Annotated in this window: 17 protein-coding genes and 1 pseudogene; 8 read left to right on the top strand and 10 right to left on the bottom strand. The window is 67.8% G+C overall.

Translation table 11 applies throughout. From position 1 onward, the window contains the following. Positions 1–2: 2 nt before the first annotated feature. Positions 3–434: a MarR family winged helix-turn-helix transcriptional regulator gene (locus OG817_RS32965; protein ID WP_406048604.1), complete on the bottom strand. Its 432-nt coding sequence runs from the start codon at positions 432–434 to the stop codon at positions 3–5. A 107-nt stretch (positions 435–541) separates the two neighbouring features. Further along, positions 542–1,414 carry an amidohydrolase family protein gene (locus OG817_RS32960; protein WP_406048602.1) on the bottom strand — a complete coding sequence of 291 codons (873 nt, stop codon included), beginning with the start codon at positions 1,412–1,414 and terminating at the stop codon, positions 542–544. Between the two features lie 98 nt (positions 1,415–1,512). Between OG817_RS32960 and OG817_RS32955 the strand changes: the two genes are divergently transcribed. Continuing rightward, positions 1,513–1,932, top strand: a complete 420-nt coding sequence (locus OG817_RS32955; protein WP_406048600.1) for an ArsR family transcriptional regulator — start codon at positions 1,513–1,515, stop codon at positions 1,930–1,932. 160 nt (positions 1,933–2,092) lie between these two features. On the opposite strand, the pseudogene OG817_RS32950 reads toward OG817_RS32955, so the two are convergent. The 4 genes and pseudogenes from OG817_RS32950 to OG817_RS32935 all read right to left on the bottom strand — a co-directional run bounded on the left by OG817_RS32950 (position 2,093) and on the right by OG817_RS32935 (position 6,735). Beyond that, a pseudogene (locus OG817_RS32950) lies at positions 2,093–3,531 on the bottom strand (IS1380 family transposase). Between the two features lie 122 nt (positions 3,532–3,653). Further along, the gene (locus OG817_RS32945; RefSeq protein ID WP_406048599.1) at positions 3,654–4,889 is read right to left on the bottom strand and encodes a RimK family alpha-L-glutamate ligase; all 1,236 of its coding nucleotides are present in this window, start codon (positions 4,887–4,889) and stop codon (positions 3,654–3,656) included. A 63-nt stretch (positions 4,890–4,952) separates the two neighbouring features. Beyond that, positions 4,953–5,699 carry an esterase family protein gene (locus OG817_RS32940; RefSeq protein WP_396391389.1) on the bottom strand — a complete coding sequence of 249 codons (747 nt, stop codon included), beginning with the start codon at positions 5,697–5,699 and terminating at the stop codon, positions 4,953–4,955. Beyond that, entirely contained in the window at positions 5,659–6,735 is a 1,077-nt protein-coding gene (locus tag OG817_RS32935; RefSeq protein WP_406048597.1) for an alpha/beta hydrolase, read from the bottom strand. Before OG817_RS32935 ends, OG817_RS32940 begins: the two co-directional genes overlap by 41 nt. Positions 6,736–6,843: 108 nt before the next feature. On the opposite strand from OG817_RS32935, the gene OG817_RS32930 reads away from it, so the two are divergent. Together OG817_RS32930 and OG817_RS32925 are read left to right on the top strand one after the other, a co-directional pair. Then, a complete protein-coding gene (locus OG817_RS32930) occupies positions 6,844–7,572 on the top strand; it encodes a GAF and ANTAR domain-containing protein (RefSeq protein WP_406048595.1) in 729 nt (242 codons plus the stop codon). 77 nt (positions 7,573–7,649) lie between these two features. Continuing rightward, positions 7,650–7,991, top strand: a complete 342-nt coding sequence (locus OG817_RS32925; RefSeq protein ID WP_406048594.1) for an MmcQ/YjbR family DNA-binding protein — start codon at positions 7,650–7,652, stop codon at positions 7,989–7,991. 471 nt (positions 7,992–8,462) lie between these two features. On the opposite strand, the gene OG817_RS32920 is transcribed toward OG817_RS32925, so the two are convergent. Then, positions 8,463–9,275 (bottom strand): dienelactone hydrolase family protein, encoded by an 813-nt coding sequence (locus OG817_RS32920; protein ID WP_406048593.1) that lies wholly within the window; start codon positions 9,273–9,275, stop codon positions 8,463–8,465. Positions 9,276–9,368: 93 nt separating this feature from the next. Between OG817_RS32920 and OG817_RS32915 the strand changes: the two genes are divergently transcribed. After that, complete coding sequence (locus tag OG817_RS32915; RefSeq protein ID WP_406048591.1) at positions 9,369–10,340, top strand: GlxA family transcriptional regulator; 972 nt, start codon at positions 9,369–9,371, stop codon at positions 10,338–10,340. Positions 10,341–10,356: 16 nt separating this feature from the next. Here OG817_RS32915 and OG817_RS32910 read toward each other — a convergent pair whose 3' ends face one another. Next, positions 10,357–11,124, bottom strand: coding sequence for a response regulator (locus OG817_RS32910; RefSeq protein WP_396391396.1), 768 nt, complete (start codon positions 11,122–11,124; stop codon positions 10,357–10,359). Next, positions 11,103–12,464 carry a sensor histidine kinase gene (locus OG817_RS32905; RefSeq protein WP_396391397.1) on the bottom strand — a complete coding sequence of 454 codons (1,362 nt, stop codon included), beginning with the start codon at positions 12,462–12,464 and terminating at the stop codon, positions 11,103–11,105. The genes OG817_RS32910 and OG817_RS32905 overlap by 22 nt, the downstream gene beginning before the upstream one ends. A 177-nt stretch (positions 12,465–12,641) precedes the next feature. Here OG817_RS32905 and OG817_RS32900 point away from each other — a divergent pair, with 177 nt between their 5' ends. From OG817_RS32900 to OG817_RS32890, 3 genes are read left to right on the top strand one after another with little or no spacing between them, the layout of a single operon-like run. Then, complete coding sequence (locus tag OG817_RS32900; protein WP_406048588.1) at positions 12,642–13,355, top strand: M15 family metallopeptidase; 714 nt, start codon at positions 12,642–12,644, stop codon at positions 13,353–13,355. Between the two features lie 36 nt (positions 13,356–13,391). Further along, positions 13,392–13,763 (top strand): hypothetical protein, encoded by a 372-nt coding sequence (locus OG817_RS32895; protein ID WP_396391399.1) that lies wholly within the window; start codon positions 13,392–13,394, stop codon positions 13,761–13,763. A gap of 55 nt (positions 13,764–13,818) precedes the next feature. Next, complete coding sequence (locus tag OG817_RS32890; protein WP_406048586.1) at positions 13,819–14,205, top strand: pilus assembly protein CpaE; 387 nt, start codon at positions 13,819–13,821, stop codon at positions 14,203–14,205. 15 nt (positions 14,206–14,220) lie between these two features. On the opposite strand, the gene OG817_RS32885 is transcribed toward OG817_RS32890, so the two are convergent. Then, entirely contained in the window at positions 14,221–14,937 is a 717-nt protein-coding gene (locus OG817_RS32885) for a hypothetical protein (protein ID WP_406048585.1), read from the bottom strand. Positions 14,938–15,001: 64 nt separating this feature from the next. Between OG817_RS32885 and OG817_RS32880 the strand changes: the two genes are divergently transcribed. Next, the gene (locus OG817_RS32880) at positions 15,002–16,015 is read left to right on the top strand and encodes an ornithine cyclodeaminase family protein (protein ID WP_406048584.1); all 1,014 of its coding nucleotides are present in this window, start codon (positions 15,002–15,004) and stop codon (positions 16,013–16,015) included. Positions 16,016–16,018 lie beyond the last annotated feature (3 nt).

The raw sequence follows: 16,018 nt of genomic DNA, 5'->3' as shown, positions 1-16,018 counted from the left end.
TCCTAACGTGGGGTCGCCGATGTGGTCGGCTGGTCGTCGTCGTACGCCGATTCGACGAGCTGAGTGAGGACGGGGAGGGCGGCGGAGATGGTGGTCTGGTCCTGCGGGTCGAGCCGGTCGAGGAGCTCCTGCAGGACGTCGGCGCGTTCGGCTCGCATGCGTGTCCAGAGGTCCAGTCCGGCCTCGGTCGCCTCCACGAGTACGCCGCGTCGATCGCTGGTGCTGGTCGTACGCCGTACCAGGCCCTCACGTTCCATCCGGGTGACCAGTTGGGTCATGCCGGGTTGGGAGATGCGTTGGGCTTGCGCCAGCTCCGTCATTCGCTGTGGTCCCGCACGCCCGAGGCGGCTCAGCGTGGACGAAGCGGCGCTGCTCAAGCCTCCGACGGGGCGAACGAGCTGCACGAGCTGTTCGAGCACCACGAGGAGCTCCATGCCGGAGCCCTCACGATACATAATGGGGTTATGTATCTGCATAACCTCATTATGTATCTGCCCGAGCCGAACCACAAAGTGATCTGAGCCTCACCGACTGATTCTGCTCAGTAGGACAGGCCGAGTAGGCGGGCGCCGTTGTCCCAGCAGACGGCGCGTAGCCAGTCGTCGCCGAGATCCAACGACTCCAGCGCGGAGAGTTGGACGGCGTACTCGTAGGGGATGTTGGGGAAGTCCGTGCCGAGGACGATGCGGTCCTGGAGGTCGGCCAGGCGGGGCGTGAGCTCCCGGGGGAACGGCATGAGGGACTCGGTGAAGGGCGTGAGAGCCATCGTCGTGTCCAGGTGGACGTTCGGGTACGACGTGAGGGCCAGGTGCTCGGCGTACTCGGGCATGCCGAGGTGGGCGATGATCGCGGTCAGGCGCGGGTGCTTCCGCAGTACGTCGCCGAATGGTCCGGGACCCGTATGCCGGCCGGGGATCGGGCCGGATCCACAGTGCACAACCACCGGTACTCCGGCCTCCGCGAGCTGACCCCACACGTCGTCCAGTTCGTCCTCGCGCGGATCGTAGTCACCCACCTGGACGTGGACCTTGAAGATCCGCGTCCCCAGTTCGAGCGCCTCGCGCACATAGTCCGCGGCATCCGGCTCGAGATAGAAGGTCCCGCTCGGCACACATCCGGGCGTCGCCGCGGCAAAGTCCCGGGCCCACGCATTGAGCCACGCGGCCATACCCGCCTTATGCGGATACACCAGCGCGGGGAAGGCCCGAACCCCCAACGTTTCCAGGGTTTTCAGCCGCTCCTCGACCGAGGTCCGGTAGGTGACCGGCCACTCGGTGCCGTAGTGCTGCGGCGCCTGGTCGAAGTACGCCCAGACCGCGTTCATCACCTGGTCCGGCAGGAAGTGGACGTGCACATCGACCAGCCCGTCCAGCCCCAGCCGCCGCCACCACGCCGGTACGTCGCTGTCTCGCACCCGCCCAGCCTAGGCGGCTCAGCGCTACCGGGAAGCGATGTACCTCACGTGCAGGCTTTGCAAGAACTACGTACCTACGTACTATCCACAATGTGGATATGGCTGTGGATAACCGGCTCGCGGAGCTGGAACGGCGGATCGCCGCACTGGAATCCGCAGCGGACGCGCGGGGTGGAGCCAGGCGGCGGACCTCGGCCGGGCAGGCCGAAGCGACCCGGGCGCTCAGCGAGCTCCGGGCATGGAATGACTGGTCAGATGTCGCGCCGGCACTCGCGGCGCTGGGCAATTCCGTCCGGCTGACCTTGCTGCGCGAGATCGTGCGCGGCCGAGCGACCGTCAGCGCTCTGAGTCAGGTCGACGGTCTTGGCACCAGCGGTCAGATCTACCACCACCTCCGCCACCTGACCGCGGAAGGCTGGCTGCACACCCCCACGCGCGGCACCTTCGCGATCCCGCCGCACCGGGTCACCGCACTCCAGGCGATCCTTGCCGCCCTCGAAGCCGACCAGACCGGTTAGCCGACCAGACCGCTTAGCCTCGATCCACCGATCGACTTGGCGTGGGGCGCTGATTCCGGATCGGCTTGATGCTGGGCTGTGTGGGCGTGGTGGGGTGTCCCGCCTCGCTGCGGGGGTGTTCCACTGGGGCGTGCGGTTGGTGCCGTGGTCGGCGTGGTGGTCAGGAGTTGGCGGTGGCTGGTGGCCCGCAGACTCGATCGAACAGCGTGGTCCAGTGGGGCTGCCAGGGCCAGCCGAGCGGCAGGTGGAGGGTGATGCGGCGGGCTGATGATGCGATCCGGGCGGCGACGTTGACGAGTTTGCGTCTGATCGTGGCGGTGGTTGCTCTGGCCAGTTCACCGCCGGCCAGGGTCGCGGCGGCACGGGTGAGGTTGAACGCCATCACCGCGAGCACCAGCCAGGCGGCGTTCGCGGTGAACACCCCGGACGGCAGGTGAGCGAGCGCTGAGTTCTTCAGGTCGGCGTTGACTTGTTCGATGATCGCGTGACCGCGGTGGGTCTTGTCGGCGGTCACGGTGTCCATCGCGTCGGTGCCGGTTGTGGTGAAGAAGGCGTGGAACCGCCAGATGTCGAACAAGGTGTCCTGTCCGGCCGCCTTCTCTTGGTGTTGAGGTCGGGGATCCGGCGGACCACCAGCCGGCCTGGCACCCGGTCGGCTTTGCGGCGGGACGCGAACGCGGTGAACGGGATTTCGGCGACCTCCGCGCGGGAGACCCATTGACCGGTCTGCTCGTCGAAGATCGCGTCGGTGTATTCGATCGGAGTCCATGCATCCGCGTCGTCTGCGATGGCGGCGATCGCGGCCTTGACCCGTTTGTCGAGGCGGACGGTGACCGAGACCTCGGCACCGGCACGGACCGCGGCCAGCACCAGGCCGCGGCCGTAGAACGCCGAGTCGGCCCGCACCAGCGGCTTGCCGGACGACAGTCCATGCAGTCCGCGCACGGTCTTCAGCGCGTCGGTGATCAGGCGCTTGGCGCCGCGCGGCGAGCCGACCGATCCCTTCCGCAGCCGCTGCGCCACGATCACCGGCGCAGTGCCGGATCCCTGGGCGCCGCTGGTGGTGACGGTGGCCAGCAGCGCGTTCAGCCCACGGACACCGGAGTAGCCGAACCCCGCACCCTGCTTGGCGTATCCGTGCACCTCGATGATCGTGTCATCGACATCGACCAACACATGCTCCCCCTCTGTTCCGCGTGCGGGCTGACCGACCAGCGGCGCCCGATCGGCCAGCGCGGCCAGGAACCGGGAAGCGACCGCGTCGAGCTGGCGGACATGGCCGAAGGTGAACGTCCGCAGGAACGACCCCAGCGTCGACGGCGCATAAACACTCCCGAACACCCTCCGCATCCCGCCATGCCGAAGCAACGCCATGTCGTCGATCGAGTCCGCACCGGCCACCATCCCCGCGACCAGCGAGCAGACCTTCAGACCCGCGTTCGCGCCCTTGTCCGTCGGCACACTCAACCGCTGATCACCCAGCTCACGCAGACCCACCGACTCCGCCAGCGCCATCGCCGGCACCAGCCCACCCGACGACACCAGATTCGGATCATCGAACCTCGCCGACACCGACCGTGGCCTGTGAGACAGTTGCATCTGACGGATGCCCTTCGCGCTCGGTGATCTGGAACCCTAGACAAGTCCCAATCTCCCAGCCCGCAAGGGCATCCGTCCGTTACGCCACGCTCACCCCACCCAGATCATCGGTGAATCGAGGCTTAGCCGGCCTGGTCGGAGAGCCAGAGGCTGGTCAAGCCCCGGAAATGGGCCATGAACTGGTCCTGCTCGCGCTCGGGGTAGGTGGTGGCGACGGTCGATGTCAGGAGGCGGTCGAAGTCGGGGCCGGCGACCCAATCGCGGACGCGGGCGTCGAAGTCGGCGAGGTGCTCGGCGCACCACTCGTGGTACTTCGTGGTCTCGAAGTGCTCGTCGGCCAGGGCCAGATAGGCCTCGATTTTCGCGTTGTAGTCGAGCGATTCGTCGTCTGCGATCGCGAAGTACCGCTCGGTCTGCAGGTCGATCGCGCTGCGCCGGCCGGTCGCGAGTGAGAACACCGACCACTTGACCAGCGCGCTGATCGCCCACGGGAAGTAGTAGTGCAGCGAGGTGACCGCGACGTCCGGGCAGGCGTTGGCGTAGTCGATCGGGTGGACCGAGTCGCCCTTCACCAGCATCTCGCAGGAGTTGAACTCCCAGCCGAAGAAGGCGTTCACGATCCGGCTGATCGCCACCGCCTCGTGCCCGGCGGACGGGTTCAGGAAGTCGTGCGAGACGGCGTACCGGTTGTGCATCGGCTCGTCGGGGCGGAAATCCATCACCATCGTCTCGGCGCCGATCGACAGCGCCCGGGCGAACTTGTCGTACTCGATCGTCGCCTGCAGGTGCATCAGCATCTCGCCCGACTGGTCGTACGCGCGATGCAGATCGACCTTGTCGTTGATCCGGGACACGCCCCGCCAGCCGCCGCCGTCGAACGGCTTCATGTACAGCGGATAGCCGAGGTCCTCGGCGATGGCGTCCAGGTCGAACGCCTTGTTGTACTGCGCCGAGGTGTACGCCCAGCGCACGTTGTCGACCGGGTTCTTGTACGGCACCAGCACGGTCCGTGGGATCTTCAGCCCGAGCCGGAGCATCGCGCAGTACGCCGAATGCTTCTCCATCGACTGGAACGTGAACGGCGAGTTCAGCAGATAGGTGCCGTTCATCAGCGCGGCCTTCTTCAGCCACTCGCGCGGGTGGTAGTACCAGTACGCGAGCCGGTCGATCACCAGCCCGACCCGGACCGGGTCGTTCAGGTCGAACGGCTCGATGGTCAACCGGCGGGACCCGAACTCGTGCTCGGTCCCGTCGATGGTGACCGGCCCGACCCGCTGCAGCAGCGCCTCGAACGCCCGCGGCCAATCCTCTTCAGCCCCGAGCAACAACCCGATCAAATGCCGTGAACGATCAGCCACTGAATCTCCTACAGGTCGGTGTCGGGAAAGGGAAGGAAGGAAGAAGGGAACGGGATCGGTCTCCTAACAGAATCGGGGCAGGTGGTGGGCGAGTTGCTTGCGCCACCAGGGCCAGTCGTGGGCTACGTCGTACCCCCACAGGTCGAGCTCATGCGGGATGCCCTTGGCCTTCAGTACGGCGGCGGTCGCGCGGGCGGACGGCAACGACCCGGTCGGGTTCGTCTCCCAGTCGCCCTGACCGACCGTGAGCAGGATGAAGATCCGGGTGCGCAACCACTCCAGGTGGTCACCGTCCAGATTCGGCAGGTAGTCGGCCGGGTTGTTGAAGTACGTCGCCTCGCCGCGCTCACCCCACGCGTGCCAGCCGGCCGCGTCGTAGTTGCCGGACTGGCAGATCGCGATCGGGAACAGATCGGCCCGTTTGAACGCGAAGTTGAGCGCATGGAACGCGCCCAGGCTGCAGCCGGTGGTGATGATGTCGGCGGTGCCGGGGGAGTCCGCGCCGATCGCCGGGACCACCTGCTCAAGGATCCAGGACTCGTAGAACCCGTGCCGCCGGGCCCGGTCCTCGAGCTGGATGCTGCGATCCGACCAGCTGACGTGGTCGAAGGAATCGACGCAGTACAGCTTCACCCGGCCGGCCTCGATCAGGTCCGCGACCGCGTCGACCATGCCGTTGTTCTCGTAGTCCCAGGCGCGGCCCTGCTCGCTCGGGAACACCAGCACCGGGCGGCCGAAATGGCCGTACCGGATCAGCGTGCCCCGCCGGTCAAGCCCCGGCGCCTCCAACTCGACCTGCTCCCGCTCCATCTGCCCCACCCCAGCACCGTTGCAGTAGCTCCGTCAGCTCAGGATCCAGCACATCACGCCATGCTGTGAAGTTGTGCATGTCCGGCGTTTCGTCGAACCTCACCTCCAGCCCGAGCTCGGCCAGCTTCGCGGCCATCACCCGGTTGTTGTGGACATTCTCCTCCGTCGTCCCCGCGGTCATCCCGATCAGCGGCGTACTCGGCGGCGTGGTTGCCGTCAGCACCTGCGCGACGAACCCGGTGACCTCGGCGTAGAACTCGAACCGGGACTCCTGCGGATCCGTGTCGGCGGTGAAGAACGACCCCGACTGCAGGAACAGCCCGTCGAAAGTGCCCGGATGGTGCCATTCCGCGAACAAGGCGGCCAGCGCACCCAGGCTCGCGCCCATCAGCACGGGCCGCCGGCTGCAGTACTGCGTCTCGATCGCGGGCAGCACGTACTGCGTCAGGGCCTCGGCGTACTGCGGATTCGCGGCGTACCAGAGGTTGCGGGTGGTCGGCCGGATCAACGCGAGCCGGAACGGCGGCACCGTGGACCCGGCGACCATCGCGCCGGCGTAGTGAGTCAGACCGGCGTATTTCGCGAACTCGGGACCGTCATGGGACAGGAGCAGCGGCAGCTCGAACGTCGGTGCGATGCCTTCCGGCGCCCAGACGTGAACGTCGACCTCGCCGACCGGGGTTTCCACACCGAGCGGAGTCAGCGCCGACGCGCTCGGTGGGACGGTGATCCACGCGGGCTCGACGTACCCGGGCAGTGGAAGCCAGGAGTGTTCCCCGAACGCCCCGCCGACGACGCGCGGGTTGGTCGGGTCGATCCTCATCCCCAGGTCGGCGATGTCGAACAGGTACTCCATCCGGCGCACCGACGGCCGGGGCAACCGCAGCTCCCAGCCGTGGTCCACCTGTTTGAATTCGAGCAGTTCGGCCGCCAGCCCGAGCTCTTGCCACAGCTTCACCCCGGTGAACGCATGCGAAGGGTCGCCGAGGCGGAACACCACCTCAGCCCCTTCGACACCACTCACCACAGCAGGCATCAGACCACCGTACGCCGACCGGTATTCGTAGTGGAAACGGTGGACAGCGAGGCATACTCGAGGTGTCGCTGGCGCGATGGGGGTTGGCGCGATTCTTGGGAGGGGACCGTGCAGCACGGCCCACCGGACTACTCGCAGGCCGTGGAATTCGCGCAACTCGCGCTGAGCCTCCACGACGCGGAACATGTCGACGAGACCGTCGAGTCCGTCGTCCGATCCGCCGTGCAGGCAGTCGGGGGCGACGCCGCCGGACTGGTCCTGAGCCGCCGGGGCGGGCGCTTCGAGGTTGCGGCCGTGACCGATCCGGTCGTCGAGACGATCTACCGGCATCAGGTGGAAACCGGCGAGGGAGCGATGCTGGCCGCAGCCGCGGCGGGCAGCCCGCTGCACGTCCGGGACGTGATGACCGATCCGCGCTGGCCGCGGTGGAGCGAAGTACTCACCAGCCTCGGCCTGCGCAGTGTGATCCACGTTCCGATGCTGCTCGGTGGCCGGGGCGCGGGGATCCTCAGCGTCTACGCCGCGCTGCCGAACGCGTTCAGTGCCGACGACGTCGCCGTCGCCCATATTCTCGCTCGGCATGCCTCGGTGGCTGTGGCGACGGCGCGCCGTCAGGAGAACCTGGCCCAGGCGGTCGACGCCCGGAAACTGGTCGGTCAGGCGATGGGCATCCTGATGGAACGATACGGACTGGACGGCGATCGCGCGTTCGAGGTCCTGAAGCGCTACTCCCAGGACACCCACACCAAGTTGCGCGACGTCGCACAGCACCTCATCCAGACCCGGCGACTCCCGACCGGCCCGGCCGACGATCACGTGCCGCCGTCCACAGCCTGATCCCGGAAGGACTGAAAGCCCGGTGAAAGCTTTCCTCGGTAACGTCGGTTCTCACGACTGCGGTTTCTGGAGGGCTCATGGTGGGACTGGACGACATCCGGGCGGTGACGGCGGACCTGCCGCGCAGCTACGAGGTGCTGGTGCGGGACTCGATCAAGTACCGGGTCGGGCAGATCGTCTACCTGGCGGTCGCGCCGGACGAACAGACGATCGGGATCGCGTTCCCCCGCGAGGAACGCGAGGCCGCGCTGGCCGCCGCACCCGACAAGTTCCTCCGCCCCCGCCCGTCCGAAGAGCGCTTCCGCTGGATTCACGTCCGCCTCGAAGCTCTCGAGTACGACGAACTCCGCGAACTGATCCTGGACGCCTGGGCCATGGTCGTACCCAAGAAAGTCCAGGCCGAATACTTCGCACGGTAGTCATTCAGGGGCCTACGGCAACCATCTCATCCTCTGGTAGGAGCCGGCTGCGTCCCTGGGCCTACTGACGTCGCGCCAGAACCGTCCCGACGACCGATGGGTGGGGCGGTTTCTCCCGGCAGCCTGGAAGCATGACCGGAGACTTCCTGCCCCACCGCCGCCAATCGTCGGCCCGAGCCCAGCTACTGGCCATCCTCATCGTGATCGCCGTCGCCGCACTCGGCATCTACCTGTTCACGTAGGAATTCTCCCCACGCATCCGCTCCGCGCGCTCCCGTCGTCGAGTGCTCGCGGCCGCCCCGCCCGGTCAACCGATCGTCGAGTCGTGGATTTGGTTCGGGTGTTGCGTGATTTCGGCGCGAGGATCCACGACTCGGCGGCCACCTGGGTGGTGGGTGGTGTGCCTGGGTGTGAAGGGTTCCATGACATCGCAGACGATCGAGGCCGAGACGCTGTGACAGTCAGCCGCATTCAGTCGGCCGGCAACAAGCGATTGGTCAGGTAGCCGAGGATCTCGTCTCTGGCCTCGACGGTCGGGTGTCCGTCCTCGTCGACGAGATGAGCGGTCACCACGCTGTGGGGTGTCTCGACGACCTCGCGGAAGAACGGCGGCGGGTCGGTCTTCGCGCAGCCGCCAGGAAGGACGCGACCGTCGAAGGCGTCGCCGAGGAGTGCACGGTACGCCGCGAAGCGTTGGCCGGTGCACCAGCGGTCATTGTCGAACCTGTACGCCAGAACGCTCAGCCCATCCCGGTCGACACGGTCCCGGATCGCACGTGCGTCCTCGTCGCTCAGCTCGAGTCCGGCCGGGTCGTCCAGCGGCAGGGACGGGTGGTTGACCACCGGCGCGATCACTTCCGGCTCGAGCGCCATCGTGAGGGCGAAGTTGCCGGTGAAGCACAGACCGATCGCGCCAACGCCCGGACCGCCGCACTCGGCATGTGCCTGCCGGGCGAGGCCACGCAGCCAGACGGTGACCGGGCTTGTCCCACCCCCGGCGAACGCGCGGAACTCCGCACTGACGCAGGCGCGACGAACAACCTCCGAACCACCGTCGGCCGTGGGATAGGCGCCGTCGATCCCGAAGAGCGACGGGACGTAGACGGTGAAGCCGGCATCCTGGACCCACCGCGCCAACCGAAGGACGTCCGGGCTGATGCCGGGCATCTCCGGCATCACGACCACGGCCGGCCCGGACCCCGCGACGTACACCGTCTTCACCACCCCGTCGACCTCGATGAGTTGGCGGGAGAAGTCCGCGATCTCGTCGTCACGTGTGCTCATGCCGACAGCGTCCTGCCAGGAACCGTCGTACGACGAGCGGCCAGGTCGCCATAGTTGGAGGTAATCTCGCCACGAGCAGCGAGGAGCCTGGAGATGGGTGTACTGCGGGTTGGTGTGCTGGCGTATCCGCGATGCTTCGCGTCCGAGGTGTACGGCGTACCCGATCTGCTGACCATGGCCACCCACCTCGGCGGGCCGGACGGGACCGGGTACGACGTGTCGATCATGTCGCCGCGCCGTCAGGTCAGCGCGTCGGGTGGTGCGAGGCTGGCGGTCTCCGCGGTCCGTGACGTCGATGTTCTCGTCGTACCAGGGTTCGAGCTCTCGCCGGACCTTCTCCTCGACACGACGCTCGCGCCGCTCGCCCCGGAACTCGCGGTGATCCGCTCACATGTTGCCACCGGCAACGCGGTCGTCTCGATCTGTGTCGGGGCGTTCCTGCTCGCGGAGGCAGGTCTGCTGGCCGGCCGCCGGGCGACGACCTCTTGGATCCTCGCGGACGAACTGGCCCGCCGCTGCCCCGACGCCGCAGTCTGCGCCGAGGAGTTGGTCATCACCGACGGCGGGGTGACGACGACCGGGTCGTTCAGCGCCATGTACGACTTCGCGCTCGGCCTGATCCGGGAACACAGCGGTACCTTCGTGGCCAGGGCGACCGCGAGACTTGCGCTCGTCGACGATGCGCGGTCCTCACAGACGCCGTACGTCGACACCCGGCTGCTGCCACAGGCCGGAAGCGAGTTCTCGCGAGAAGTCATGCGCCACCTCGACCAGAATCTGGCCGACCGTTACGACCTCACCGCCCTGGCCGCCACCTTCAGAGTCAGCACCCGCACTCTGCTCAGGCGCTTCGCGGACGAGACCCACCGAAGCCCTCTCGACTACCTCCAAGCGTCGCGCGTCTCCCGCGCCCGCCACCTCCTGGAAACCACAGACCGAACCGTCGCCAGCATCTCCTCCACAGTCGGCTACAAGAATCCCGGCACCTTCGCCGCGCTCTTTACCAAGCACACAGGCCAACCCCCCAGCACCTACCGAACAGCCTTCCGCCGATCCACCACCTGACCCGTGGATGGGGGGATCAGTCCCAGCGGACCTCAGCTTCGCCCGGCCGGACTACCCCGGCTTCGTAGGCGACCACGACCGCCTGGACCCGGCTGGAAAGGCCCAGTTTGGAGAGGACGCTGCTGACGTGGGTCTTCACCGTGGTCTCGCTGACGAAGAGTTTGGTGGCGAGATCGCGGTTGGACAGCCCGCGCGCCATCCACACCAGGATCTCCCGCTCCCGCTCGCTCAGATGCCCAAGCAACCCAGTCCACCGACCATCCGGTTGCGCCGGCGCGGGCTCCGCCGTACCACCCCCGACCTGCCGCTCCAGCTCCATGCACCGCTCGAGCAGCACGCGGGTCGACGCCGGATCGACCAGCGAGTCCCCACGATGCACCGCCCGCACAGCCGACACCAACAGATCCGGATCCGTGTCCTTCAACAGGAACCCGGACGCCCCAGCCCGGACCGCGCTCAGCACATACGCCTCGTCGTCGAACGTCGTCAGCACCAGGACCGCGGGACGCGACCGACCAGCCGCCTTGTTGGCAGTCGTGATCCGTTCGGTGGCGACGAGTCCGTCCATCACCGGCATCCGGATGTCCATGAGTACGACGTCCGGGTCGTACTGCTCGACGAGCCGGAGCGCCTCTTCGCCGTCGCCGGCCTGGGCGACCGTGGTGAGGTCTGGTTCGTGGTCCAGGATCATCGCCAGGCCCATCCGGATCACGCCCTGGTCGTCGACAACCAGGATCCGGATCGGACTGGTGTCCGGTCCGGTCAGTTCTGCGGCGGCAGCCATGCCTGCACCCTCCATCCACCCAGTGGGCCGGCCGCGACGGCCAGTGTGCCGCCGACCGCTGTGGCCCGTTCCCGCATCCCGATCAGTCCGTTGCCGCGGCCGCTCTCGCTCCGCCGGGCGGACTCCAGCACGTTCACCGGCGGTGGTCCGCCGCTGCCGTTGTCGTCGATGGTCAGCAGTTCGCCCTGCGGTCCACTCTGCCAGGTGACCCGGGCCGCGGTCGCCTTCGCGTGCACCATCACGTTGGTCAACGCCTCCTGGATGATCCGGACCGCGGTCAGGTCGGTGGCCGAGGTCAGCTGCCGCTGCCGCGGCGGCAGGCTCATCGACACGTCGATGCCGACTGCCTTCAACCGCTCGCCCATCCGCGCGACGTCGGACAAATCGGGTACGGGCGCGGTCCCGCCACCCGAGTCCGGCGACGCCCCGACCTCGTTCGGTGAGGCTGTGTTGAGTACTCGGACCGTCTCCCGCATCGCGGTCAGCGCTTCCTTGCCGCTGGCAATGATCCAGCGAATCGCCTCCCGCAGTACTTCGGGTCGTTGGTCGGCGACTCGGTCGGCGGCCTGGGCCCGGATCACCACCGCACTGACGTGATGGGAGATGACATCGTGCAGGTCGCGAGCGATCCGGGTCCGCTCGGCGACCGCGGCCCGCTCGGCCTCGACCGCGCGCAGCCGGATCAGCTCGGCGTTGCGCTGCTGCAGCAGGGCGACGTTCTTGCGCCGTCGCCGCGCGTCCGCGCCGAGCAGCACCATGCCGCAGATCAGCGCCTCGGCGAACACGAACAGCGAGACGTCGATGTAGCTGTAGAGGCTGGCCAGGTCCGTGGGCAGGTTCTGGTACCGGTCGCCCCTCAGGATGTCCCGGTTCGCATGCCCGAGCACGATGGCGACCACGGTCGGCAGTCCGATCATCAGCCCGGCCAGGCTGCCCATGGTGAAGAACAGGCAGGTGAACCGCCGTACGCCGCTCGACGCGGCCAGGTACCCGACGACGAGCAGCGGGACCAGGTGGATCTCGGACTGCAGCGCGGCGTCGCTGATCTCGGGCTGGCCGAAGACCCTGATCCCGACCTGCGCGGCCAGTCCGGTGCCGACCGCGGCGTACAGGAACGGGTACAGCACCGAGACGACCACGAGCATCGTCCGCGGAATCCGCCGTACGCAGGCGACCGTGGCGACCAGGAAGACGCCGGTGACGACGGACACGGCCGGGTTCTGCGGGCGCAGGCCGCTGTCGTTGATCAGGTTCAGCACTCCGAACCAGACCACGCCGATGATCGCAGCGAGCAGCAGGTCCTGCTGCAACTGCGTCAACCGGCGCCAAAGACTCCACACGTTGCCCAGCGTAGTCAGCTCGTGTTCGCCAAGGCTTCATCTGCCAGGAGGGGCAGCCTCTCCAACTTTTGGAGGAGGCTCGGCGTCCGAATTGATACTCAGGGGCTACTTCCGGGATGTGAGGACGGTCCCTGGGGCCGATGTGGCGACCGCGCCTGATCCGAGAGGCTGTACCCCATGACGAACGACATGCCACCGCGCCGGACCGGCTCGGACCGGCTGCGGTTGCTGTCCGTGACGGGTGCAGGCGTGGCGGTGCTGGCGGTCGGGTCGTTGGTGCTGTGGCACGCGCAACTGGGGGAGATGCTCGGTCTGGCCGCGGACAAGGAGCCGGTCATCTCGACCGTGAACGCTCCGGCGAACTCCGCTCCGCCGACCACGCTGGTCACCGAGACGCCGACGCCACCGCCCACCTGGCCGTCGACCCACGAGACCACTCCGGTCAAGCCCACGAAGACCCCGAAGCCGGAGAAGTCGGCCACGACCACGCCGAAGTACGGCGAGGAGAGCATCAACGGGCTGTCGCTGACACTGCGGACGCGGTTGAAGAAGGCGATGACGGCAGCGAAGGCCGACGGCGTCACGATCAGCATCACCTCGGGCCGGCGCAGTACCTCCAAGCAGCAGCGGCTGCTGAACGAGGCGATCAAGAAGTACGGCTCGTACAAGGCGGCGACGCGTTGGGTGCTGCCGCCCAGGTACTCCGCTCACGTGAAGGGCAAGGCCGTGGACATCGGCCCAGCGGCCGCCATGACCTGGCTGAACAAGAACGGCTGGCGGTACGGCGTCTGCCGCCGCTACGACAACGAACCCTGGCATTTCGAGGCGCTCACAACGCCTGGGAAGAAGTGCCCGCCGCGCGAACCGTACGGCGTGGCCGGGCCCAGCTAGGCCGACTGATCCGACAACCCCGAACAGGAGCCGACCATGACCATGACCTACGCCCAGCCGATGCCCCGGCGCTACACCCGGGCCCGGCTCGCTGTCCCCGCGCTCTGGCGGCAGGTGATCCGTGCCAGTGAGAAGGAAGACGTGGCGATCGTGCCCGAACCGGATCGGTCGGCGTACACGCAGTTGGAGATCTACGACGGCGTACTGGCCGCGTTCGAGCGCCGCGACGAGGTGGCCGACGTACTGAACGCCTCCACCGACCGGGTGATCGCCGTCCAGCGGCTGCGGGAGGAGTTCGGGTTGAGCCACCTGCAGGCGACCGCGTTGCTCGATCTGCCGCTGACGAACGAGTGCCGGGACCGCATTTCCCACCGTGCCGCCGAGCTCCGTACTGCCCTGAACCGCTGACCCACGCCACGCGCGCGAACCTGCGGGGTTTGCCTGGCGTGGGGAGGATGGAGGGGTGATCACGATTGAGCAGGCTGGGCGACTGCGCAAGGCCGGGGTGCTGTGGGCACCCGCGGCAGGGGATCGTTTCGTCGTACCGGACCGGGAGATGGACGACGACGTGTTCGTGGTGAGCGACATGACCGTCGAGGTGCACGACTACCAGGGCAGCAAGGTGATCGGCTTCAACGGCACCACCGAGTGGGCCCTGGACAGCATCGAGCAGCGTGAGGTCGTCTGGCTGCCGCGCGAGGAACAGTTGCGCGCTCTCCTGGGCGAGCACTTCCGCAAGCTCGAGGCGGTCCCCGACGGGTACGCCGTCGAGTTGACCGACAGCATGCACCGGGCGGACGACGCCGAGCAGGCGTACGCCGCCGCTGTCATCCACCTCCTCGGCGCCTGAATCACCGGCCCAGAATCACCGCGGCGTGGCCGGCCGCCAGTACTGCTTCTTGTCGCTGTCCTTCACCGTGTAGCCGAGCTTCGCCACCTCGCCGCGCAGCTCGCGCAGATCCGCCTTGCCCTTGTCGCCCTGGTCGAACGCCCTGGCCCGCACCTTCAGTACGGCGTTCACCGCCGGCGGCAGGTCGGGTTCATCCTCGACCCAGCGACGGAACCGGTCCGCGTGCGGATCGCCCGCGTCCGACCAGGGATATCCATGGGTGCGGAACGCGGCCGGGATCTGCCGCGCGTCGGACTTCAGCTGATCGTGCTTCTCCCGCGCCAGCTCGCGCGAAGTGGAGTCCTGCAGCACGATCTCCTTGCCGTCCAGGAACGCGACCGTCACCTGCTCCCGCGGCACGGTCACCGTCTTCTGGTTCTTAGCGAACTCGACCGAGCCGTTGGTGACGGTGACCTTCAGCGTGTCCTCGAGCGCCATCCCGGCCAGGATCACGCCGGCCACCAGGCCGATCACGAGGCAGACCGCGATCACCCACCAGCCGTCCCACCCCGAGATCAGCGTCAGCGGCCCCTGGAACGGCACCCAGTCCTGCCGCGCCGCCCAGTCCGCGATCCGCGGCAGGAAGAAGCCGAGGACCAGTCCGATCAGGGGCAGCCCACCGAACAGCACCACCTTGTCGCTGGTCGAGTGCCCGATCACCGTCCGGTCCGGCGTCCGTGTGGTCGACTCCATGGCCCGAACGTAGCGCAGCGATCCGGAACTTTAGTATCGAATCACAACGACCGAAGGAGGCCGGGTGGCTGACGGGATCTGGTTGCGGTTTCTGAATGGTCCGGAGATCGACTCGCTCGGGCTGACCAGGCTGGAGATCGTGGACGCGGTCGAGGAGGCGGTCCGCGAACACGGCGAGGGCCGGACCAGCTTCGAACCGCGCGTGCACCTGATGCCGGACAACGGCGGGATCGGCCACTTCAACATCCTGCGCGGGCATCTGGACGGCCTCGGCGAGCACGGCATCAGCGGCGTGAAGGTGGTCGGTGACTTCGTCCCGAACTACCAGAAAGGTCTGCCCAGCGAGCTGGCGATGGCGACGCTGTTCGACCCGACGACCGGGGTACCACTCGCGGTCCTGGACGCGACGATGGTCACTGCGGCGCGGACCGGCGCCATGACCACGGTCGGCGCCCGCCACCTGGCCCGGCGCGACAGCAAGATCCTCGCCCACGCCGGCGCCCGCGGGACGGCGTGGTGGAACGTGACGATGCTGGACGACCTCTTCGATCTGGACGAGATCCGGGTGACGTCGCGGCGGCCGGAATCGCGGGAGAGGTTCGCGGCCGAGCTGTCCGCGGAGCTGTCCACGCCGGTGCGGGTGGTGGCGACGGCCGAGGAGGCGTTCGACGGCGCCGACGTCCTGGTCGAGGCGACCCGGCTGACCGAGCCCGAACCGTTGCTCCGCACGGCCGCCGTGAAGCCCGGCGCTTTCGTCGTACCGTACGGGACGATCAGCGCGGTCGAGCTCGACCTGCTCGACGTGATGGACAAGGTCGTCGTCGACGACTGGCGCGAGGCCCAGTCCGGCCGGTTCGGAGCCTTGCGCCGGCATGTGGACACCGGCCGGTTGTCGCCGGAGACCCTGTACGCCGAGCTCGGGCAGATCGTCGCCGGGCGGAAGCCGGGTCGGGAGAACGATGCCGAGCGCAACCTTTTCTGGCATCGCGGCCTGTCACTGCTGGACGTCGCGATCGCGCACCTGATCCTGCGCAAGGCCGAGGCCGCCGACGTCGGCACGATGCTCCGGTTCCATTGACAT

The organism is Kribbella sp. NBC_00889, from assembly GCF_045207705.1.
Classification (GTDB): domain Bacteria; phylum Actinomycetota; class Actinomycetes; order Propionibacteriales; family Kribbellaceae; genus Kribbella.
This window is presented reverse-complemented; position numbering and strand designations above follow the sequence as displayed.

Excerpts from the sequence above, each read along its gene's own strand:
- OG817_RS32965 (WP_406048604.1), bottom strand. The coding sequence starts at position 434 with ATGGAGCTCCTCGTGGTGCTCGAACAGCTCGTGCAGCTCGTTCGCCCC.
- OG817_RS32955 (WP_406048600.1), top strand. The coding sequence starts at position 1,513 with ATGGCTGTGGATAACCGGCTCGCGGAGCTGGAACGGCGGATCGCCGCA.
- OG817_RS32940 (WP_396391389.1), bottom strand. The coding sequence starts at position 5,699 with ATGGAGCGGGAGCAGGTCGAGTTGGAGGCGCCGGGGCTTGACCGGCGG.
- OG817_RS32935 (WP_406048597.1), bottom strand. The coding sequence starts at position 6,735 with ATGCCTGCTGTGGTGAGTGGTGTCGAAGGGGCTGAGGTGGTGTTCCGC.
- OG817_RS32925 (WP_406048594.1), top strand. The coding sequence starts at position 7,650 with ATGGTGGGACTGGACGACATCCGGGCGGTGACGGCGGACCTGCCGCGC.
- OG817_RS32920 (WP_406048593.1), bottom strand. The coding sequence starts at position 9,275 with ATGAGCACACGTGACGACGAGATCGCGGACTTCTCCCGCCAACTCATC.
- OG817_RS32915 (WP_406048591.1), top strand. The coding sequence starts at position 9,369 with ATGGGTGTACTGCGGGTTGGTGTGCTGGCGTATCCGCGATGCTTCGCG.
- OG817_RS32910 (WP_396391396.1), bottom strand. The coding sequence starts at position 11,124 with ATGGCTGCCGCCGCAGAACTGACCGGACCGGACACCAGTCCGATCCGG.
- OG817_RS32900 (WP_406048588.1), top strand. The coding sequence starts at position 12,642 with ATGACGAACGACATGCCACCGCGCCGGACCGGCTCGGACCGGCTGCGG.
- OG817_RS32895 (WP_396391399.1), top strand. The coding sequence starts at position 13,392 with ATGACCATGACCTACGCCCAGCCGATGCCCCGGCGCTACACCCGGGCC.
- OG817_RS32885 (WP_406048585.1), bottom strand. The coding sequence starts at position 14,937 with ATGGAGTCGACCACACGGACGCCGGACCGGACGGTGATCGGGCACTCG.